This window comes from Kluyvera intermedia, from assembly GCF_021440345.1.
Lineage (GTDB): Bacteria > Pseudomonadota > Gammaproteobacteria > Enterobacterales > Enterobacteriaceae > Kluyvera > Kluyvera intermedia_A.
Window position 1 is genome coordinate 1 of sequence record NZ_JAKCNS010000003.1, and the last position, 19660, is coordinate 19660.

General features: G+C 51.3%; 22 protein-coding genes and 1 tRNA gene. 13 read left to right on the forward strand and 10 right to left on the reverse strand.

Annotation, left to right across the window (positions count from 1 at the left end):
* Window positions 1-360: 360 nt before the first annotated feature.
* From LZ634_RS00435 to LZ634_RS00455, 5 genes are read right to left on the reverse strand one after another with little or no spacing between them, the layout of a single operon-like run.
* Window positions 361-798 carry a PerC family transcriptional regulator gene (locus tag LZ634_RS00435; protein WP_234501792.1) on the reverse strand — a complete coding sequence of 146 codons (438 nt, stop codon included), beginning with the start codon at window positions 796-798 and terminating at the stop codon, window positions 361-363.
* 18 nt (window positions 799-816) lie between these two features.
* Window positions 817-1557, reverse strand: a complete 741-nt coding sequence (locus tag LZ634_RS00440) for an ATP-binding protein (RefSeq protein WP_061283795.1) — start codon at window positions 1555-1557, stop codon at window positions 817-819.
* Between the two features lie 2 nt (window positions 1558-1559).
* Window positions 1560-2384 carry a DUF1376 domain-containing protein gene (locus LZ634_RS00445; RefSeq protein WP_234501793.1) on the reverse strand — a complete coding sequence of 275 codons (825 nt, stop codon included), beginning with the start codon at window positions 2382-2384 and terminating at the stop codon, window positions 1560-1562.
* A 54-nt stretch (window positions 2385-2438) separates the two neighbouring features.
* Window positions 2439-2993, reverse strand: a complete 555-nt coding sequence (locus tag LZ634_RS00450; RefSeq protein ID WP_234501794.1) for a toxin YdaT family protein — start codon at window positions 2991-2993, stop codon at window positions 2439-2441.
* Window positions 2994-2996: 3 nt separating this feature from the next.
* Window positions 2997-3227: a transcriptional regulator gene (locus tag LZ634_RS00455; RefSeq protein WP_202216112.1), complete on the reverse strand. Its 231-nt coding sequence runs from the start codon at window positions 3225-3227 to the stop codon at window positions 2997-2999.
* Between the two features lie 122 nt (window positions 3228-3349).
* On the opposite strand from LZ634_RS00455, the gene LZ634_RS00460 reads away from it, so the two are divergent.
* The 6 genes from LZ634_RS00460 to LZ634_RS00485 all read left to right on the forward strand — a co-directional run bounded on the left by LZ634_RS00460 (window position 3350) and on the right by LZ634_RS00485 (window position 8538).
* Entirely contained in the window at window positions 3350-3754 is a 405-nt protein-coding gene (locus tag LZ634_RS00460) for a helix-turn-helix domain-containing protein (protein WP_234501795.1), read from the forward strand.
* 269 nt (window positions 3755-4023) lie between these two features.
* Window positions 4024-4209 (forward strand): hypothetical protein, encoded by a 186-nt coding sequence (locus tag LZ634_RS00465; protein ID WP_052284084.1) that lies wholly within the window; start codon window positions 4024-4026, stop codon window positions 4207-4209.
* A 41-nt stretch (window positions 4210-4250) separates the two neighbouring features.
* Window positions 4251-4595 (forward strand): Rrf2 family transcriptional regulator, encoded by a 345-nt coding sequence (locus LZ634_RS00470; protein WP_082221741.1) that lies wholly within the window; start codon window positions 4251-4253, stop codon window positions 4593-4595.
* A gap of 141 nt (window positions 4596-4736) precedes the next feature.
* The gene (locus LZ634_RS00475; RefSeq protein WP_234501796.1) at window positions 4737-7223 is read left to right on the forward strand and encodes an exonuclease; all 2487 of its coding nucleotides are present in this window, start codon (window positions 4737-4739) and stop codon (window positions 7221-7223) included.
* 69 nt (window positions 7224-7292) lie between these two features.
* Entirely contained in the window at window positions 7293-7571 is a 279-nt protein-coding gene (locus LZ634_RS00480) for a DUF4224 domain-containing protein (protein ID WP_072129105.1), read from the forward strand.
* Window positions 7510-8538 (forward strand): tyrosine-type recombinase/integrase, encoded by a 1029-nt coding sequence (locus LZ634_RS00485; protein ID WP_234501797.1) that lies wholly within the window; start codon window positions 7510-7512, stop codon window positions 8536-8538. Before LZ634_RS00480 ends, LZ634_RS00485 begins: the two co-directional genes overlap by 62 nt.
* Before the next feature lie 103 nt (window positions 8539-8641).
* Here the strand turns inward: LZ634_RS00485 and LZ634_RS00490 are convergent.
* Window positions 8642-8729, reverse strand: a tRNA-Ser gene (locus LZ634_RS00490).
* A gap of 142 nt (window positions 8730-8871) precedes the next feature.
* Window positions 8872-10491 (reverse strand): ABC transporter substrate-binding protein, encoded by a 1620-nt coding sequence (locus tag LZ634_RS00495; RefSeq protein ID WP_234501798.1) that lies wholly within the window; start codon window positions 10489-10491, stop codon window positions 8872-8874.
* 235 nt (window positions 10492-10726) lie between these two features.
* Here LZ634_RS00495 and yccA point away from each other — a divergent pair, with 235 nt between their 5' ends.
* Together yccA and tusE are read left to right on the forward strand one after the other, a co-directional pair.
* The gene (gene yccA, locus LZ634_RS00500; RefSeq protein WP_234501799.1) at window positions 10727-11386 is read left to right on the forward strand and encodes an FtsH protease modulator YccA; all 660 of its coding nucleotides are present in this window, start codon (window positions 10727-10729) and stop codon (window positions 11384-11386) included.
* A gap of 89 nt (window positions 11387-11475) precedes the next feature.
* Window positions 11476-11805 carry a sulfurtransferase TusE gene (gene tusE / locus LZ634_RS00505; protein ID WP_234501800.1) on the forward strand — a complete coding sequence of 110 codons (330 nt, stop codon included), beginning with the start codon at window positions 11476-11478 and terminating at the stop codon, window positions 11803-11805.
* Here tusE and yccX read toward each other — a convergent pair.
* The gene (gene yccX / locus LZ634_RS00510) at window positions 11802-12086 is read right to left on the reverse strand and encodes an acylphosphatase (protein WP_414467717.1); all 285 of its coding nucleotides are present in this window, start codon (window positions 12084-12086) and stop codon (window positions 11802-11804) included. The genes tusE and yccX overlap by 4 nt on opposite strands.
* A 136-nt stretch (window positions 12087-12222) precedes the next feature.
* Here yccX and rlmI point away from each other — a divergent pair, with 136 nt between their 5' ends.
* Entirely contained in the window at window positions 12223-13413 is a 1191-nt protein-coding gene (gene rlmI / locus LZ634_RS00515; protein ID WP_234501802.1) for a 23S rRNA (cytosine(1962)-C(5))-methyltransferase RlmI, read from the forward strand.
* A gap of 63 nt (window positions 13414-13476) precedes the next feature.
* A complete protein-coding gene (hspQ, locus tag LZ634_RS00520) occupies window positions 13477-13794 on the forward strand; it encodes a heat shock protein HspQ (RefSeq protein ID WP_234501848.1) in 318 nt (105 codons plus the stop codon).
* Window positions 13795-13837: 43 nt separating this feature from the next.
* Here the strand turns inward: hspQ and LZ634_RS00525 are convergent, their stop codons facing one another.
* Window positions 13838-14251 carry a CoA-binding protein gene (locus tag LZ634_RS00525; RefSeq protein WP_234501849.1) on the reverse strand — a complete coding sequence of 138 codons (414 nt, stop codon included), beginning with the start codon at window positions 14249-14251 and terminating at the stop codon, window positions 13838-13840.
* A gap of 133 nt (window positions 14252-14384) precedes the next feature.
* Between LZ634_RS00525 and mgsA the strand changes: the two genes are divergently transcribed.
* On the forward strand, window positions 14385-14843 hold the full coding sequence (gene mgsA / locus LZ634_RS00530) for a methylglyoxal synthase (RefSeq protein WP_234501803.1): 459 nt from the start codon (window positions 14385-14387) through the stop codon (window positions 14841-14843).
* Window positions 14844-14886: 43 nt separating this feature from the next.
* Here the strand turns inward: mgsA and helD are convergent, their stop codons facing one another.
* Entirely contained in the window at window positions 14887-16941 is a 2055-nt protein-coding gene (helD, locus tag LZ634_RS00535) for a DNA helicase IV (protein WP_234501804.1), read from the reverse strand.
* 123 nt (window positions 16942-17064) lie between these two features.
* Between helD and LZ634_RS00540 the strand changes: the two genes are divergently transcribed.
* On the forward strand, window positions 17065-17511 hold the full coding sequence (locus tag LZ634_RS00540; protein WP_234501805.1) for a YccF domain-containing protein: 447 nt from the start codon (window positions 17065-17067) through the stop codon (window positions 17509-17511).
* A 20-nt stretch (window positions 17512-17531) separates the two neighbouring features.
* On the forward strand, window positions 17532-19658 hold the full coding sequence (gene yccS, locus LZ634_RS00545; protein WP_234501806.1) for a YccS family putative transporter: 2127 nt from the start codon (window positions 17532-17534) through the stop codon (window positions 19656-19658).
* Window positions 19659-19660: the final 2 nt, after the last annotated feature.

Sequence of the window (19660 nt, forward strand, 5' to 3'; positions counted from 1 at the left end):
CTTAAAAAGTAATGAGGATCTTCTTCTATAATAATATTTCTGATGTCAGTGTACTGTCGGCCATTAATAAATGATGAGTAAATACGCTCAAGCTTTTCATTATATTTTTTAAAACTATTCATTAAATCCCTACTCATCATTGATATCACATAAATACTTCATGGATTCTATCAATTATCAAACAAAGCAACAAGCAAAATAAATCAATAAAAAACCTTTTATTTCAATAAGTTATAGCAACATGGCTTATGCAGATCATTCTGCGCGTATGCATACCTAATAGCTAAAAATATTAAAGCCAGCCTTATTAATACAAACTTCTTTTAATCGATATCAACGAACCTTGTATGCTAGTTTATATTACCTTGCCGCTTTGCTTAGACAATGTCTTCTTAAAATTGCCACCTTCCATAGCTCATTTGAAGTGCTAGTCATCCCCATGATCGAGGTGTAAGCCGTCGCAGCTCTCCGCCAGAGCCCTTTGCTCTCCAGCGCTTTGGCCTTTGCCATTGCCTCCTGAACTTCCTGCAGGTTTTCTGGTGCAGAGCGCGGCGCCATATCCGGCAATTCAACATCGGGGATATCAACACCTGCACGCACCCGGTAAACGTACTGAGTGCCGTTGTTAATTCGTCCCAGCTTTCCTGCGTAGTACAGCTGGCGCAGATGATTTCCCGCACTGCTTGACGGAAGATCCAGCGCTTCACAAATATCCTGCAGGACGCAATCAGGCGTTCTGTCCACAATGGCGAGCACCAGCTGCGCCTGTGTTACTCGGTCTTTGGTCTTTTTGGTCATTGGTCAAAACTCGCTTTGTTACTTAACAACCCGTAAATGGGTCACGTTTTTGCGGTAACTTCCCCAGGTAAAATTCACCCAGATACCGCCGTCCATCGTCAGGCGATCCATTACTCGCTCGCCTAAGATATTCGTCAGTTCGTCATGGTTGAGGTTGGTCAATACCCCGACCGGTTTCATTGCCGCCAGGCGGCGATCGATAATCTGATTAAGTACCACCTGCTCGCCGCGTGTTTCTCGCTGTACCCCTACTTCGTCCAGCACCAGCAAATCGACGCGACACAGGCTATCCAGCAACGACGCTTCTGACTGGCCGCCGTCGTAGCACTCCCGAACTTTCAGCATCAGGTCCATGACGGTGATAACCAGCACGCTGTGATCTCGTTTGATCAGACTGTTGCCGATGGCCGCCGCCAGATGGTTTTTCCCAGTTCCGCAGCCGCCACTGAAAATGAAGCTGGCAAACCCGGTACCAAAATGATCGGCATAGCTCTTTGCCATGCTCAACGCATGCCGCTGGCCATCGCTGTTTACCTGGTAGCTGGCGAACGTGCAGCCGCGGTGAAGTTCGCAGATGCCAGACCGCCCGATGATCTTTTCGGTGCGAACTTTGCGGTTTTCTTTCTCGACTTCAGCAGCTCGTTTTTGCCCCTCCGTCCGCTGCCACTCCATCAGCTCCTGCGCATTCTGGAAGCGAGGCTGAACACCCGGCGGCATCATTTTTTGTAAACGGCTAAACAGGTCGCTCGTTGATTTCATGGTTATCCCCTGAATCCCGGTGGGATCGTTGTGTCAGGTTGAGAAATCTTTATCCCGGTCGTTTTTTTTGAACCGCCAAAGCTACGTGGCTGTGATCGGGAGTTTCTGAGGCTTTGTGCAAACGCCTGCTCCCACTGCTGGTGGTGTTTAACCTTGCCCTCTGGTTCCCAGAAGTCGCGGAACTGTTGCAACTCTTCGGGGGAGTAGCCCGGTTCAGTACCAAGCTGGATGCCCCACAACGCTGCTTGTTTCACAAAGTCGGGTCCCGGATGCCATTCAGGGGTGATCGAGAATTTCCCGAAAGGCGCGAGATATTCCTGGCCGGGACTTTTCCCGTTCTGTTCAACGCCAGGCTCGCACGCTTCTCTCTCTCTGGTTTTATTTATTAGATCTGTATCTGGATCTTTATTAGTTTGGTTTCCGTTGTCGTTCTGTTCCAACGGTGGATTAACACCCGTTGAACGCCCGTTCCCATTCCGTTGGTCATTCGTTGATTTTTTAGCCTTTCTAGCCTCTGCCGAGGCTTTTCCCGCTGCTGACTTCTGACTAATTGACGTTTTGACGGCTTCAAGATCTCTCTCGATTCTTTCCTGCGACCACTCGGTGCCGTTATCGTTGAAAAACTCTTTCAACGAACTTTCAACGGCAATCCAACGGTCGTTACTCAGCCGTGCAATTTTCGCTAGTCGGTTTTTGGGGATCGGCCTGCCTGTCTGCCAGTAATTGAACATCAGCAGCAGGTATGCTCCATGCTCTTCCGTAGACAAATGCATGGTGTCTGCCAGATAGTCAGCAATGTAGAGTTGCATGTAAGGCAGTGCTGCCATGGTTACTCCTACCCTCAACTTGCAGAGGATTTATGGTCATTGGTAAAAACTCGATTAAAAACACTGTGGCGCTACGGCGGCTACGCTCGCCAGTAGTGGTCCCGCCAGATCTGCTGGAAGCAGGTTAAACAATGCGATTGCAGCCTCTCTTATCTCGCGTTCAAGCTTCTGAACCGGAGCTCCTAACAACTTCGCCTGGTGAGCATCGCTGCACTCTTTGATCGCGCTGGCCACCAGCTCTGTTTCCGTTAATCCCTGCTTTAATCCATATTTACGGGCTACTTCAATCGGCATCGCATCAGCAATTGCCGTGGAAAGCTGGATGACATAGCCTGTGTATTTCTCAGAGCCGTTTTCGTTCTTCAGATAGCGATACAGGTTTTGCTTGTTAACACTGATGCCGCGCCCGTTTTGTTTTTCCCACTGCTCGGCCACCAGCTGCGCCACTATTTCCTGTGCTTTGCCTGGAATCGCGGATTCCCATTCCAAGACTGCCGCATAGATTTTTTGGCACTGCATGCCGTCCCGGCGACGCGGTAAATACTGATTTTTCATTTTCAGTGTTACCGACTTCTGTTGGTTATGATTTGTATAGGTCACTGATTGCATTTTTCAGAGCTCCTTCTGGGGCAGACCATCTGATTTATTTGGATAAAGATCCGGGCGTAATTCATGCGGTGTAACTTTCCAGTCAAGAGCCCTGCAGGCATTAAGTACCTCAGTGCTTGCTACCTGCGTTCTAAACCAGACAGAGACTGTCTGAGAGTTTTTGCCCAAACGACGCGCTAGCTCCGACTGACTCCCGCATAACGAAATGATTTTCTGTTGTGTTGCTTCGTTCATGTCACCTCCAAATTTATGAATCATATAATTGATAAATAATTTGTCAGTGTCAAGAAACTTAATCAGTCACAATTGAAAAGAAAGTTTGTATGCTTGTTTGATGGTTTGATTTGGATGCAACTATGAACTTCGAAGAAAGACTGTTAAGAGCTCTTGAGGAAGCTGGCATATCTCAATCTGAGTTAGGCCGTAGAGTTGGGGTGAACTCCCAGACAGTCAGCAACTGGTGTAATACAGGAAACTTTCCTCGCAAAGAAAAGCTTGAACTGTTCCCGCAAGCACTGGGTAAGCCTTTGTATTGGTTCTTTATGACTGATGAGGAAGAGGCTAAACTTGAAGCGACTACTGCTAGCAAGACCGTCCTGACCGAAAAGCAAAGCGAGCTGCTGGAAATCTTTGATCAGCTTCCTGAAATTGAACAGGATAGGTTCGTGCTCCTGGCTAGCCAGAGACTCGAAGAGCTTGATAAGTTTATGGCTGAGTTTCTGAGCAAACGTAAATTAGACCCCCATTCCCAGAAAGATTGAATCCCTTCAAAAAAATGCCGCGTATATGCGGCTTTTTTTTCGCCTATCCCTCACCCACAACAGACATACAAAACATCACTGCAATAATTTATATCAATTATGCGTTGACGGCTGACATATTTATTTGTAGTCTGATTTTGAAATATCAGCAGCTGGTTGCTAACCAGACAGCACTGTTTTGAACATTCAGCAGTACAAACGAAACACACAGTAAGCGCAGCAGGCATTACGTTCCGTCAGCCAGACGTAAAAGGCACACAGGAGAAATCATGATTGATTTTGCACGCAGACCAGCACGCCAGCAGGCCGTGAAGCTGAGTTGCTTTGCAGCCCGACCAGCTCGGCAACAAGCCGTGAAATTGAATTTAATCGAAGTGTGGATCCGCCGACTCTGCTACTTCCTAGCCCAGAAAGGCGACCCGGCTGCCGACCAACAGCCAGTAAAAAGTTTCTAATCGAGTTTTGACCAATGGCCGTCGCGGCCGGAGATGTGAATATGGAATTTGGAATGAAACGCGTTCTGGCATCCGTCCAGGCCGTCGCTACCCTGAACAAAATGTACGATGGTTCGCCGGTGTCCCTGACGGCTATCAGCAAAGAATCAAAGCTGTCCACTTCATACCTCGAGCAGATATTCAAAAAGCTGCGCAACGGTAACCTGGTTATCTCGCAGCGCGGACCCGGTGGCGGTTATAGCCCTCGAGGTGAAGACATCACCGTTACAGACGTAATCACTGCGGTATCTAAACTGCCAGCCCATAAAACCTTTGAGCCTATCCTGCGAGCGCTTGACGGCGTTCACGTGTCGCAGCTGCTGCGGGGCGATTCTCCAGCCCCATAAAGCACAAAACCCGCGCAAGGCGGGTTAAGCACCCGGAAAGCCGACCAAAGCGTTCCGGTTTCGAGTTTTGACCAATGACCACCACCAAGGCGGCTGCCATCAGCTGCCGGGTATCTTACAACCTGAAGGAGCCCGAACGCAATGAACAACTATGCGTACCTGATTAAAGCAAAAGCGAAAGCCACTGAGGCTAAAAGCATTTTTTGCTGGTTTTCTGCAAAATCTGATTCGCGAGCAGACCGCGAGATACTGAACATCCTTGAGGACGAAGGGATCACCGTCGGACGTGCTGCCGACCACCAGCTCCCTATCCGCACAAACTTTCCTGTTCTGGACGATCTGCCAGTAGAAAGCGTACTGGATGACACCTGGTGCGACCGTTACCAGCTAGATGACAACAACTGCTGGCAAAAAATCGTTGTGGAAGCCACGCCACCAGCTGTTTCCGAAAAGACTAAAACAGAGAGTAACGACTACATTTCTGTTCGCGAGCTCTCCCCTGCTCAACAGGTGGCCTGTCACTGGCTCTACGGCAAGCAGCACCCATCACAGGAAGAAGTCAGCACCATCAATGAATATCTCAAGAATAATGACGGTACTCACAATGCGCTGTGTGTCGCAGCTGCTGCGCTAACATCTCCGGACGTTTTAGAACTGACAGATAAACTCGCGGCAAAACTTATTGAGTCAGGCTGCGCCTGTGCGGCGCGTAGTTTGCTGGTTAAGCTGTTAGCAGAAATCTGGCATGAAAAAACTGATGAAATGACCGGGCAGGACATAGCCCTGTTTGTCCAGGACTATGAAACATGCGACACCGAAGATGAACGCGTTGCAGTGGTAGAAGCCTGGACACGGAAGCAAGAGCCACAAACCGAGCCAGAAAACCTGCAGGTAGCTGTTGCCAGCATGTCATTCCGCCGTCGTTTGCTGGCTCAATACTTAACTCATGAGCTGGTGACCATCGCCGACACAGACCTGATTAAACAAATCGCTGACGCCGAAACAGACACCGATAACAGCTACGTTCAGAATCTGCTTCTGGCCGCCGAGAACGCCGGTGAGTTTAAGGATAAGGCGAACGACGCAAACCTTAGTTTCCTGTGTGAAGCGATCAAATCAATCTGGCCGTCTGAAAATAAAAAACCAGAGCTCAACCAGTTAATCTCTTTCATCCGTGACTGGTGGATTACCCCGCATATCAACCGCGGCGTATTCGTGAAAGCATGGCGTACAGGCAAACCATGTGGTCCGATCCCAATGAAAACCACAGACACAGGGACAAACGCTGGCGGCGTTGGCAAAACAGACCGCGGAGATTTGTTAGAGCATTCCCTTGATACGCTGGACATCGATATCGCGGCCGCATTACTACCGATGGATTTTGATATTTACGCATTCCCTCGAGGGATCCTGCAACGTAGTAAGGACATCGTAAAAAACAAGCAAACAATGCCAGCGTTTAGCGCCTGGTCTGAATTGCTGCGGAAATCCGCTGGCATCCTGGACTATTCCCGCGCCGCAATATTTGCCCTGATTCGCCAGGCACGCCCGGAGATCCATTTATTCCCGAGCGAGCACCTTGCTTATATCAGCAAAAATCTGACGGAAACGGACCACGCTAACCCTAGCGCTGAATTACTCGCTGCGGCCCGGCATTTACCTTCCCCAGAAGATGAAAGCACTGATGTATCAACTGAGGATTCTCTGCGTGACGATATGAGCAAAAGACTCGCCGCCGGCCGCGGTGAATTTGTCGAGGGAATTAGCGACCCGAATGATCCTGAATGGGTTCATGAAGATCTCACCAAACCCAGAACAACTGAAGTCTGCAATGTCGGTAACGGGATATTTTCCATCGACAACTTAATTACAACCGTAGCGACACCTGATACAGCAATAGATCTGGAGACTACCAGCAATGTGCAGATGGAAGAAACTCGCAGTAATGAAGCCACGATTGCTCCTGAAGTGCCAATCAGCAAAACAGCAACTGACACAACTGCAGGCAATGTTGAAGATGGTGATCAAACAGATCCCATGATTAATGATACCGGTCATCACAATGATGATTATCGGCACCTCATGGTTGACCTCGAAACCATGGGAAATAAATCAAACGCTCCTATTGTTTCGATCGGCGCAGTTTTCTTTAACCCGAACACCGGCAATACAGGGGCAGAGTTTTATACAGCGGTTTCCCTTGAATCCTCCATGCTCCTTGGTGGTGTCCCTGACGCCGGGACAATTATCTGGTGGTTAAAACAATCCCCTGAAGCCCGTTCTGCTATTGCTATAGCCGACACCATAACTCTGATTGATGCGCTGGAGCTATTTTCTGATTTCATCAGCGAAAATTCAGACGCCGGTTCTGATGTGCAGGTTTGGGGGAATGGCGCGTCGTTCGACAACGTGATCCTGCGTTCATCCTATGACCGCGCCGATATCGAATGCCCGTGGAAGTTTTGGAATGATCGCGACGTGCGGACCATGACAGAACTGGGCAAAGCTATCGGTATTAATCCGCGCTACGACATCCCATTTGATGGGGACATGCACAATGCCCTCTCTGATGCCCGTCATCAGGTCAAATATGTTTCCGCCATCTGGCAGAAGTTAACGAATAACTGATTTTTTCTTTTCAGAAAACAGCCCACCAGCCGGTTACTTTTAACTGGCTGGCTATCTGAGGTGATAGCTATGCAAAACCTAACACTGTCACCGGCGGAAATAGAAGAAATAACAGGTTACAGACGCTACACAGAACAGCAGCGACAGCTCAGATGTCACGGAATCCCTTTCACCATCGATGGTAGAAACAGGCCGATTGTTCTGCGTAAAAATCTGGAGCCAGATATTACTGAATTACCAAAGGTTGATGAGTATGTTGCAACGGAACCAAATTTCGACGCCATTTATGGGACGACCACGAAAAAACCCCGCGGATGCGCAGCTGCCGCCCAGGGTTACCAAAAATAAGTACAGCTATGTGTGGAAGCCCAAGGGAACGAAATTAAGCATAACCCTTGGGAAGATCAGAGAAACCAGCATGTCAGCGCTTTGGCGGAGATATGAGGAGGAAAAAGCCAAATGTCACGACGTAATGACATTTTCCAAACTGTGGGGAATGTTTCTGGCGAGCCCAACGTTTACAGAACTAGCGGCCAGAACCCAGAAGGATTACCACCAGCATGAAAAGAAACTGTTAGCTGTATTCGGTAAGGTCAAAGCCGACGATATTAAAATTGAGCAAGTCCGAATTTATATGGATAAGAGAGGGATCAGCAGTAAGAACCAGGCAAATCAGGAAGTATCAAGTATGTCGCGGGTATTTGGCTGGGGATTTGAACGAGGTTATGTCCGTAATAATCCGTGCAAAGGGATTAGGAAATTTACTCTGGTTGATCGTGATGTCTATATTCCCGACGAGGACTACCTGGCAATTTATGAACATGCTCGCGTAGAGGTTCAGGTAGCAATGGAAATATCGTATTTGTGCGCAGCACGCGAGGGAGACGTGTTTGATTTGATGGTGCAGGATCTTATGACGGATGGGATCTTTATTGAGCAAAACAAAACAGGGAAAAAACAGATTAAGGAATGGACGCCACGACTACGCGCAGCGATAGATAAAGCGCTGGCGCAATTAGTTGGAAGATCTGCCGCTGGTTTTGTAGTCCCTAGCCCATCAGGGGGGAGACTGAACCGTAAAACGTTCAATACCTGGTGGAATGATGCCAAGAAAGCAGCAGGACTGAAATTAGGGAAAAAGATCCCTGGAACATTCCATGATATCAAAGCTAAGGCGATTTCAGATTTTGAAGGTAGCAGCAAAGACAAGCAGCTGTTCAGCGGACACAAAACTGAGATTCAGGTTACGACCTACGATAGAAAGGTCAAAATATCACCGACGTTGAACGTGCCGCCACTGGCCAAAAAGGAATAAATGAGGAGGGTTAAAACGAGAAATATACCAAGTGAATATACCAACACTATACCAAGAGCCCAAAACAACAAGGGGCTACCTTTCGGTAACCCCTTGTTTAATTTGGCGGAAGCGTAGAGATTCGAACTCTAGAACCCTTTCGGGTCGCCGGTTTTCAAGACCGGTGCCTTCAACCGCTCGGCCACGCTTCCAATGAGGCGCACTATAAACATCCCGAACGGACCTGTAAAGCACCAATACGTTCGTTTGCCTGAAAAACAGCCAAAAAGTTGTTGTTCGTCTGAAAAAACAACAAAACGGCTAGTTTTACAGCGCTTTAGCCGCCTTTTTCGCTTAGTGCTTTTTGATGTACATATCTTTGGTGTAGTAATAACCCAGTCTGTCTGGGGTAAATCCACCGACCCACGGTTTCACCAGGTGCGTGCGCACGTAGTGGTACACCGGAATCGCCGGAACATCACGCCCCAACATATCTTCTGCTTTCTGATAGTCGCGTGCGCGCTGGGCCGGGTCCTGCGCTTTTGCGGCATCGCGCAGCGCAGCGTCATAATCCGGGTTGCTGTATTTCGCCGTGTTCTCGCTATCACCGGTACGGAAGGTATTCAGGAAAGTCGACGCATCGTCGTAATCGGCAATCCAGGCGTAGCGCACCACATCAAAGTTGCCGGTGTGCATGGTATCCAGCATGGTTTTCCATTCCTGGTTTTGCAGCTTCGCTTCCACTCCGAGGTTTTTCTTCCACATCGATGCCGCCGCAATCGCTATGCGCTGATGTGATTCCGAAGTGTTATAAAGCAGATTAAACGACAGCGGATGCGAATCATTAAATCCTGCTTCCGCCAGCAGCTTCTTCGCTTCCGCGATTCGTTTATCGCGCGGCCAGGAAGCGTAGTCCGGTCCATTGAGCTTCACGCCGCCGATTTCAGGTTGGCTGATAACCCACGCCGGGCGCTGCCCCTGCCCCAACACTTTTTCAGCAATGATGTCTTTATCCAGCGCCATATTCAGCGCTCGACGCACGCGCACATCGTTGAAGGGGGCGCGGGTCGTATTGAATTCATAGTAATAGGTTGCAAGTTGCGGCGAGACATCAACCTCATCACCCAGCGTTTTTTGCAGCTGGCTGAACTGGTTAATCGGCAGCGTATAAACGATATCCACTTCCCCCGCTTTATAGCGGTTAACATCCGCCGCCTCAGAACGAATCGGCAGATAGGTCACTTTATTAACAACCGTATGTTTGTCATCCCAATAGCGCGGATTACGGACGGCGACAATGCGCTCATTCACCACCCAATCAGTCAGGCTGTAGGCACCGCTGCCAACAAAATGCTCTGGCTTAACCCATTTATCGCCGTAGCGAGTAATCAATACTTTATCAAGCGGCACCAGCGAGGGATGGGCCAGCATGGCGAGGAAAGATGAGGTGGGCTGTGACAGCGTGACTTCCAAAGTGGTGTCGTTCAGGGCCTTCACGCCAAGCGTGTCAGGATCTTTTTTACCCAGCGCGATATCAGCGGCGTTAACAATGTGCATGTTGCCCGGATAGCTGGCATACGGTGAACCGGTGGCTGGCGTCACCAGGCGCTGCCAGCTCCAGACAATATCCTGCGCGGTAATGGCGGAGCCATCTGCCCACGTAATACCGGGACGTAAGTGGAAGGTCCAGACGGTATTGTCTTTATTCTCCCAGGATTCGGCCAGACGTGGTTCGATACTGCCATCGCCCTTCACTGCCACCAGCCCATCGAACAGATCGCTGATAATGTTGAACTCGACGTCGCTTTCCACTTTATGTGGATCCAACGATGCCGGTTCATTACCGTTGCTGCGCACTAATGTCTGTTGTTCGGCAAGCGCGGTACCTTCCGGCACGTTTGCGGCCTGTGCGGCTCCTGCCATACCCATGGCCAGTATTACCATTGTGATGTAGTTATGTTTTTGTATTTTCATTTCCATTGCCTTGTTGTTTTAACCCTTTTCACTCTTGGCACGGATATGAAATAACGCAACTTCTTTCAACGACCTATAAGATATTGATCTCGCTCTTTGCTGCTTTCGCGAGGATTCTGTGAGCTGGCAGTAATCCCCTGATTAAGCAGAGTAAAGATGGGTAAAAACATTTGGGTATAAAGGAAACTTTTCTTATGCTGAGCCACTAATAACATCTGTCATAAGAGAGTGACTCATGGATCGCATAATTACATCATCGCGTGACCGCTCATCGCTTTTGAGCACGCACAAAGTCCTGCGTAATACCTATTTTCTGCTGAGCCTGACGCTGGCATTTTCTGCCATCACCGCCACTGCCAGCACCCTGCTGATGCTGCCATCTCCGGGATTAATCCTGACGTTGGTCGGCATGTACGGCTTGATGTTCCTGACCCATAAAACGGCAGACAAGCCGGTGGGCATTCTGTCGGCATTCGCGTTCACCGGTTTTCTGGGCTATATCCTGGGGCCAATCCTGAATGCTTACCTGTCTGCAGGTATGGGCGACGTTATCGGCATGGCATTAGGCGGTACGGCGCTGGTGTTCTTCAGCTGCTCGGCCTACGTGCTGACCACCCGTAAAGACATGTCCTTCCTCGGCGGTATGCTGATGGCGGGTATCGTAGTGGTGCTGATTGGTATGGTGGCGAACATCTTCCTGCAGCTGCCGGCGTTACACCTGGCCATTAGCGCGGTGTTCATTCTGATCTCCTCAGGCGCAATCCTGTTTGAGACCAGCAACATCATCCGCGGTGGTGAAACCAACTACATCCGTGCGACGGTGAGCCTGTACGTTTCCCTGTACAATATCTTCGTCAGCCTGCTGAGCATTCTGGGCTTCGCAAGCCGCGACTAACCCCAAGCCGCTTCAGTATCAAGGCCTCGCTTATGCGGGGCCTTTTTATTTGCTACACTTCCCGCCATCTGTTTGTTGTGTGAAAAATTATGCTTATCTACGAAAACACCGAAATTGAGACCGATAGCGAAGGCTATCTCAAAGACACGACGCTCTGGAGCGAAGGGCTGGCGGCGGCAATAGCGGCTAATGAAGGGATTGAACTGAGCCCTGAGCACTGGGAAGTCGTCCGTTTTGTGCGTAATTTCTACCTCGAGTTCAACACCTCGCCGGCTATTCGTATGCTGGTGAAGGCGATGGCCAACACCTTCGGTGAAGAAAAAGGCAACAGCCGTTATCTGTATCGTCTGTTCCCGAAAGGCCCGGCCAAACAGGCAACAAAAATCGCTGGCCTCCCTAAACCGGTGAAGTGCATTTAATAGCGAATACTAAAGTTGCTCCACGCTTGTTCGGGTTGATGAGGCTCTGCCAGAACTTTATCAACCCGGGCGCTGCGAGGACCACCGGCTTTTAACCACGCCAGCAGTTTCTCCACCTGCTCATCATTACCGCAGGCCACCACTTCGACGCTGCCGTCATCCAGGTTCTTCGCATAGCCGCAGAGGCCAAGTCGCAACGCCTCCTGCTGGGTAAAATAGCGAAAACCCACGCCCTGAACCTGACCGTAAACCCAACAAATCACACATTTATCCACGCGGATTTCCTCCCGTACATTTTTACTTTATCCAGACACTGTAGCGTCAATCGCCTGCACATTCTTCCGCCGTTCGTTGCATTTGTGCGGGGAAGTCGGGAAAATGCAGCCTGATTCCTTCAAAAAGCCAGATATAAAAACTATGAGTGTACGTTTAGTGTTAGCCAAAGGGCGCGAAAAATCATTGCTGCGCCGTCATCCCTGGGTCTTTTCCGGCGCAGTCGCCCGCATGGAAGGCAAAGCCAGCCTCGGCGAGACCATTGATATTGTTGACCATCAGGGTAAATGGTTAGCCCGTGGCGCGTATTCTCCTGCGTCGCAGATCCGTGCCCGCGTCTGGACATTTGACGCTAACGAAACTATCGATATCGACTTCTTCGTCCGCCGCCTGCAGCAAGCACAAAGCTGGCGCACCTGGCTGGCGCAAAAAGACGGTCTGGACAGCTACCGTCTGATCGCCGGTGAGTCTGACGGCCTGCCGGGCGTCACTATCGACCGCTTTGGCTCGTTCCTGGTGTTGCAGCTCCTGAGCGCCGGGGCTGAGTACCAGCGCGCGGCGCTTATTAGCGCCCTGCAAACGCTCTATCCGGAATGTGCTATTTACGACCGTAGCGATGTCGCGGTACGTAAAAAAGAAGGGATGGAACTGACACAAGGGCCGGTCACCGGCGAACTGCCGCCTGCCCTGCTGCCGATTGAAGAACACGGCATGAAGCTGCTGGTGGATATTCAAGGTGGGCATAAGACCGGTTATTACCTCGATCAGCGCGACAGCCGTCTGGCGACCCGTCGCTACGTCGAGAATAAGCGCGTGCTGAACTGCTTCTCCTACACCGGTGGTTTTGCCGTTTCTGCACTGATGGGCGGATGCAGCCAGGTCACTAGCGTCGATACCTCTCAGGAAGCTCTGGACGTTGCCCGCCAGAACGTTGAACTGAACAAACTCGACCTCAGCAAAGCAGAGTTCGTGCGCGATGACGTGTTCAAACTGCTGCGCAAATACCGCGACCAGGGTGAGAAATTCGATGTAATCATCATGGATCCACCGAAATTCGTTGAGAACAAAAACCAGCTGATGGGCGCTTGCCGCGGCTATAAAGACATCAACATGCTGGCTATCCAGTTGCTGAATCCCGGTGGCGTACTGCTGACCTTCTCTTGCTCTGGTCTGATGACCACGGATTTATTCCAGAAAATCATCGCCGATGCCGCTGTAGATGCCGGTCGTGATGTACAATTTATAGAGCAGTTCCGTCAGGCAGCCGATCACCCGGTGATTGCGACGTACCCGGAAGGACTCTATTTGAAAGGGTTTGCCTGCCGCGTCATGTAACTTGAAAAGCGAAATGGTGTCTATATATAGATAGTAGGCGCTGTTTCCCGGGAGGTGTATATGATGATTACCAGCAAATTCGGTATTGGCCAACAGGTGCGTCACTCCCTGCTCGGCTACCTGGGTGTGGTGGTGGATATCGACCCGGTTTACTCACTTGACGATCCCGAGCCCGACGAGCTAGCGGCTAACGATGAGCTTCGTGCGTTGCCCTGGTATCACGTGGTGATGGAAGACGACGACGGTCAGCCAATGCACACCTATCTGGCCGAAGCGCAGTTAAGCAGTGAGCCTCGTGAGGATCATCCGGAGCAACCTACGATGGATGAACTGGCCCGCACCATTCGCCGACAGCTACAGGCACCGCGGCTACGCAACTAGCCGCCCGCTATAATGAAGAAACCCCGCTACGCGGGGTTTTTTATTACTTCGCCAGACCAAGCCGGGGAATCTCGATCGCCGGACAACGATCCATCACCACGTTCAGCCCGGCATTGCGCGCCAGCACCGCCGCCTGCTCGTTAATCACCCCAAGCTGCAGCCACAGCGTTTTTGCGCCAATCGCAATCGCGTCTTGCGCCACACCCCATGCGGCTTCCGAGTTGCGGAATACGTCAACCATATCCACCTTTTCCGGTACGTCAGCCAAAGTGGCATAGCCTTTTTGCCCAAGCAGCGTACTTCCCGCTACCTTAGGTGAAACCGGGATCACGTGATACCCCTGATCCAACAGGTATTTCATCACCCGGTAGCTCGGGCGATCGGGTTTATCGCTGGCTCCCACCAGTGCGATGGTGCGCGTTGTGGTCAAAATACTGGCAATATCATTTTCAGTCATCATTATCCTCCTGGCCAATCACTTAAGTGTAAGCGAGTCCGCTAACGTCGCGCGTCAAATTTTTGCCAATCAGAGCTTGCAGCCTGATTCGCTTGCAGTAATCTGTCTGGATTACACACTTAGGGATAGTTTTATGGAACTCACTACTCGTACCCTGGCGGCGCGTAAACACATTGCGCTGGTCGCGCACGATCACTGCAAAGATATGCTGATGAAATGGGTGCAGCGTCATCGTGAATGTCTGGCGCAACATACGCTATCAGCCACCGGCACCACCGGTAATCTGGTACAACGTGCAACCGGCCTGGAAGTGCAGGCGCTGCTGAGCGGCCCAATGGGCGGCGATCAGCAGGTAGGCGCTCTAATTTCGGAAGGTAAAATTGATGTCCTGATCTTTTTCTGGGACCCGCTTAATGCCGTTCCGCACGACCCGGACGTAAAAGCCCTGCTGCGACTGGCTACCGTATGGAACATTCCGGTGGCCACAAACGCTTCAACTGCTGATTTTATCATCCAGTCGCCAAACTTCGGCGAGCCGGTTGATATTTTGATCCCTGATTATCAACGCTACCTCAGCGAACGACTGAAATAAGTCGCTGATAACACCGGCACCGCTCCTGCGGCGCCGGTAAAGATTACGGCTTACGCGCGACCGGTACCGACAGCTGCTTTAACACTTCAACAAACGGCGACGGCTGAGCCTTATTAAACAACAGCCAGACTCTCTGCTTAGCGCGGGTGATGGCCACATACAGTAACCGTCGTTCTTCGGCATCCGGGAAATCCTCCGGCATTGGCAGCAACGCCTGCTCCATAATCGACTCTCTGGCGGGAGCCGGGAAACCATCGAACCCTTCCTGAAGCCCCAGCACAATTACGTATTCAGCCTGTTGGCCTTTGCTGGCGTGTACGGTTATAAAATCGATATTCAGATTCGGCCAGCGGGTCGCCGCCTTCGCCAGCGCGGCAGGCTTGAGATGGTGGTAACGGGCAAGGACGAGGATCCGTTGCTCGGGTGTGGCGTAACCACTAAGCTTATCAAACAGATCGTCGAGCTTATCGTCTTCCAACAGCGTGACGGCGTTTTTATCCCCTGCGCTCAAGCTGTTAAGCGGTTTACTCAATTGATGCGGGTTTTGCTGAATGAAGCGGTTGGCTATCTCACCGATACGGCTATTAAAACGGTAGGTGGTATCCAGCGCGCAGTTATCCCCTTCACCAAAGTAGTGATTGAACGCGGTGGTCAGCGACAGCTGCGCGCCGCTGAAACGATAGATGGCCTGCCAATCATCGCCCACGGCATACAGCGATGTTTGTGAGTTCTGTTTCCGTAGTGCGGCCAGTAGCGCCGCGCGCTGCGGAGAGATATCCTGGAATTCATCAACCAGAATATGCTTCCACGGGCTGACAAACTTACCTTTTTCCAGAATGATAATGGCCTGATGGATAAGGCCCGAGAAATCCACCGCGCCTTCATTTTTCAAGGCTGTTTTCCAGGCTTTAAGCAGCGGTGCCATCAGCTTGATACGTTTACCGAAAAGATCGCGCACCTCTTCCGGCGCAGCGGCGATCATTTCAGCCTGTGAGCCACCGTGCATTCGCATCAGGCTTACCCAGCGGTCTAGTCGGCTGCCCATCCGTTTCAGGATCTTTTCATTCTCCCAGAAACTTTCATCCGCTACGTCCCAGCCCAGCTCTTCCTGCAACCAAAGCCGCCAGCCTTTCGCCTGGGCTTTTTTCTCACGACACTGCGCCTGCCAGCACTCGGTAAATAGGGTATGACGCGCGGCGGTATCATTCTCCAGTTTACTAACCACCGGCACTTTTTTACTGCCCTGCTGGATGATAAACAATGCCAGCGCGTGGAAGGTTCTCGCGGTGATCGCATCGGTATGCAATCGGGTTTGCAGGCGCTCGTCCATCTCTTGCGCCGCTTTACGACCAAACGCCAACAGCAATATCTGCTCAGCCGAGGCTTCACCGCGCGCCAGCAGCCAACCAGCACGCGCTACCAGCACGGAAGTTTTACCGCTTCCCGCACCAGCAAGCACCAGCAATGACCGCTCGCCGTTAACCACCGCCTGTGCCTGGGAAGCGTTGAGCGGGGAAGATTCAATCTGGGCAAAAAAGTCGCTGTACTGGCTGAGCATAGCCTCGGTATAGCGCTGGTTGTGCTTCGCCCTGCCACTTTCTTTATCAGCAAGCCAGGCCTGACACTGCAGCCAGGCTTCGCGACAGTTATCAAACTCGGCAAGACGGCTTGTCGGCAGCGGTAGACCTTCGAGCGCGGTAATAATTCGCTGACGAATCGCCTGCGCCTGTTGGCGGCTTAGCCATTGGCTTTCTAGGCTGCTGCCAGCGATAATCGCCAGCTGTGACTGGAGAAGCCCGGCGGCAATTTCACTCATTTCCGCACTCCACTCCTGCCATAGCCCCAGCAGATGACGGTGAAAACGCTGGGTATCGCTCCACTCCGTTCCGTGCAGGCGCACAACTTTGTCCTCTGGCAGAACGAATTCCAGCTCCCCCCACACCAGCCCGCGCTTGCAGTTGATGTTCAATAACTGATTGAAAGGAATAAGATATTCATGCTGAGGGCCGGATGCCCTGACGCCCGCATTGAGGATCTCAACCCGGTCGTAAGGATGCTGCGCCATGCGCTTGCCCAGCGTCGTTGCTTTTAATTCCATGTCATGCCGAGTCCTGACTTTTTTCGATATCTCACAGTGTAACCGCCAGAGAATAGGTGCTCCAGCGTAAAAAAACGTTACAATCATCAGGTCTTATTTTTCACAGCGCTGCACAGAGGTTTTATGCGTACTGTTCTGAATATTTTGAATTTTGTATTAGGTGGTTTTCTGACAACGCTGGGCTGGCTGATAGCAACGCTGTTCAGCATCGTACTGATTATCACACTGCCGCTCACGCGTTCATGCTGGGAAATCACCAAGCTGTCGCTGCTGCCGTACGGTAATGAAGCCGTGCATGTTGACGAACTGGAGCCTGGCGCAAAAAGCAGCGTCATGAATGCTGGCGGCACACTGCTGAACATTATCTGGCTGGTGCTGTTTGGCTGGTGGCTGTGCCTGACGCACATCATGGCGGGTATTGCTCAATGCATCACGATTATTGGTATCCCGGTAGGTATTGCGAACTTTAAAATTGCCGCTATCGCCCTGTGGCCGGTAGGCCGTCGCGTGGTACCTGTCGAAGTGGCGCGTGCTGCACGTGAAGCTAACGCCCGCCGTCGTTTTCAGTAAATCAGGATCCATCACAGAAGATGCTAAGCCCCTTGCTTCGCCGCTATACATGGAACAGCGCCTGGCTCTATAACGCCAGAATTTTTATCGCGTTAGTTGGAACCTGCGCTCTGCCCTGGTGGCTGGGCGACGTAAAGCTGACCATCCCGCTCACGCTGGGCGTGGTTGCCGCCGCGCTGACCGATTTAGACGACCGTCTGAGCGGGCGGCTGCGTAATCTGGTCATCACGCTTGTCTGTTTTTTTATTGCGTCCACTTCGGTAGAACTGCTTTTCCCGTGGCCGTGGCTGTTTGCGCTGGGGCTGACCGTTTCAACCATCGGCTTTATTTTGCTTGGCGGCCTGGGCCAGCGTTATGCCACTATTGCCTTTGGCGCATTGTTGATCGCAATTTACACCATGCTTGGCGTATCACTTTACAGCCAATGGTATATGCAACCGCTGCTGCTGATTGCCGGCGCGGTCTGGTATAACCTGCTGACGCTGACTGGACACCTGATTTTTCCTATTCGCCCGCTGCAGGATAACCTCGCCCGCAGCTATGAGCAGCTTGCTCACTACCTTGAGCTAAAGTCACGGTTGTTTGACCCTGACCTTGACGATGAAGATCAGGCACCGCTTTACGAGCTTGCGCTGGCTAATGGGCAGTTGATGGCCACGCTAAACCAGACTAAAGCTTCTTTATTAACCCGCCTGCGCGGAGACCGAGGCCAACGCAGCACACGTAGAACGCTGCACTACTATTTTGTGGCGCAGGATATTCACGAGCGCGCCAGCTCGTCGCACATTCAGTATCAGGCACTGCGGGATAACTTCCGCTATAGCGACGTAATGTTCCGTTTCCAGCGCCTGCTTTCTATGCAGTCGATGGCCTGCCAGGCGCTGGCAAAAGCCATTTTGCTGCGTACGCCTTATCAGCACGATGCGCGGTTCGAACGCGCATTTACCCACCTGGATGCTGCACTCGACCGTGTCCGCGCCAGCGGAGCTGCGCCGGAACAGATAAAAGCGCTGGGTTTTCTGCTTAACAACCTGCGAGCTATTGATGCGCAGCTTACAACAATCGAATCAGAGCAGCTGCAGTCGCAGATGAAAAGCGAAACGGAAACGCTGTTGGCAGATGATAGCTTGCACGGCTTTGATGATATTCGCTCACGTCTTAGCCGCAATATGTCGCCTGAATCCGCGCTCTTTCGCCACGCGGTGCGCATGTCGCTCGTCCTGTGCGCAGGCTATGCTTTTATTCAGTTTACCGGCCTACAGCACGGTTACTGGATCTTGCTCACTAGCCTATTCGTCTGTCAGCCAAACTATAATGCCACCCGTCACCGGTTGGCGCTGCGTATTATTGGTACGCTAGTGGGAGTGGCACTCGGCTTGCCGATTCTCTTGCTGGTGCCGTCTCTTGAAGGACAACTGGTGCTGATTGTGATAACCGGCGTCCTGTTCTTCGCCTTTCGCAACGTACAGTATGCCCATGCGACTATGTTCATTACATTACTGGTACTACTGTGCTTCAACCTGCTCGGCGAGGGGTTTGAAGTGGCACTGCCTCGCGTCATCGATACTCTGATCGGCTGTGGTATTGCGTGGATAGCGGTGAGTTTTATCTGGCCAGATTGGAAATTCCGTAATTTACCTCGAGTTCTTGAGCGCGCCGTCGATGCTAACTGCCGCTATCTCGACGCCATTCTTGAGCAATATCATCAGGGACGTGATAACCGTCTGGCCTATCGGATTGCGCGACGTGATGCTCATAATCGCGATGCTGAACTGGCGTCCGTCGTGTCAAACATGTCGACCGAGCCGAAAGTTACCGCTGAAATGCGTGAAACGGCGTTTCGTCTGCTGTGCCTGAACCACACTCTAACCAGTTATATCTCTGCGCTGGGCGCCCACCGCGAGAAATTAACTACACCTGAAATCCTGGCTCTTCTGGACGATGCCGTTTGCTATGTCGACGATGCTTTACATCATCAGCCTTCGGATGAAGACAGGGTTCAATTGGCCTTAGCTGGATTAGCCGCACGGATTAACCATCTCGATACTCGTCCTGACAGCAAAGAGCCATTAGTACTGCAACAAATCGGTTTGATGATTTCACTGTTACCGGAAATCTGTCGGCTACAAAAGCAAGTTCTGGCCTGATG

Coding starts and splice junctions, on each gene's coding strand:
- helD (WP_234501804.1), bottom strand. CDS start 16,941: ATGGAATTAAAAGCAACGACGCTGGGCAAGCGCATGGCGCAGCATCCT.
- LZ634_RS00480 (WP_072129105.1), top strand. CDS start 7,293: ATGCAAAACCTAACACTGTCACCGGCGGAAATAGAAGAAATAACAGGT.
- LZ634_RS00470 (WP_082221741.1), top strand. CDS start 4,251: ATGGAATTTGGAATGAAACGCGTTCTGGCATCCGTCCAGGCCGTCGCT.
- LZ634_RS00455 (WP_202216112.1), bottom strand. CDS start 3,227: ATGAACGAAGCAACACAACAGAAAATCATTTCGTTATGCGGGAGTCAG.
- LZ634_RS00440 (WP_061283795.1), bottom strand. CDS start 1,557: ATGAAATCAACGAGCGACCTGTTTAGCCGTTTACAAAAAATGATGCCG.
- LZ634_RS00475 (WP_234501796.1), top strand. CDS start 4,737: ATGAACAACTATGCGTACCTGATTAAAGCAAAAGCGAAAGCCACTGAG.
- LZ634_RS00460 (WP_234501795.1), top strand. CDS start 3,350: ATGAACTTCGAAGAAAGACTGTTAAGAGCTCTTGAGGAAGCTGGCATA.
- yccS (WP_234501806.1), top strand. CDS start 17,532: ATGCTAAGCCCCTTGCTTCGCCGCTATACATGGAACAGCGCCTGGCTC.
- LZ634_RS00465 (WP_052284084.1), top strand. CDS start 4,024: ATGATTGATTTTGCACGCAGACCAGCACGCCAGCAGGCCGTGAAGCTG.
- LZ634_RS00445 (WP_234501793.1), bottom strand. CDS start 2,384: ATGGCAGCACTGCCTTACATGCAACTCTACATTGCTGACTATCTGGCA.
- LZ634_RS00435 (WP_234501792.1), bottom strand. CDS start 798: ATGACCAAAAAGACCAAAGACCGAGTAACACAGGCGCAGCTGGTGCTC.
- LZ634_RS00450 (WP_234501794.1), bottom strand. CDS start 2,993: ATGCAATCAGTGACCTATACAAATCATAACCAACAGAAGTCGGTAACA.
- yccA (WP_234501799.1), top strand. CDS start 10,727: ATGGATCGCATAATTACATCATCGCGTGACCGCTCATCGCTTTTGAGC.
- LZ634_RS00495 (WP_234501798.1), bottom strand. CDS start 10,491: ATGAAAATACAAAAACATAACTACATCACAATGGTAATACTGGCCATG.
- tusE (WP_234501800.1), top strand. CDS start 11,476: ATGCTTATCTACGAAAACACCGAAATTGAGACCGATAGCGAAGGCTAT.
- rlmI (WP_234501802.1), top strand. CDS start 12,223: ATGAGTGTACGTTTAGTGTTAGCCAAAGGGCGCGAAAAATCATTGCTG.
- mgsA (WP_234501803.1), top strand. CDS start 14,385: ATGGAACTCACTACTCGTACCCTGGCGGCGCGTAAACACATTGCGCTG.
- LZ634_RS00485 (WP_234501797.1), top strand. CDS start 7,510: ATGGGACGACCACGAAAAAACCCCGCGGATGCGCAGCTGCCGCCCAGG.
- LZ634_RS00525 (WP_234501849.1), bottom strand. CDS start 14,251: ATGACTGAAAATGATATTGCCAGTATTTTGACCACAACGCGCACCATC.
- LZ634_RS00540 (WP_234501805.1), top strand. CDS start 17,065: ATGCGTACTGTTCTGAATATTTTGAATTTTGTATTAGGTGGTTTTCTG.
- hspQ (WP_234501848.1), top strand. CDS start 13,477: ATGATTACCAGCAAATTCGGTATTGGCCAACAGGTGCGTCACTCCCTG.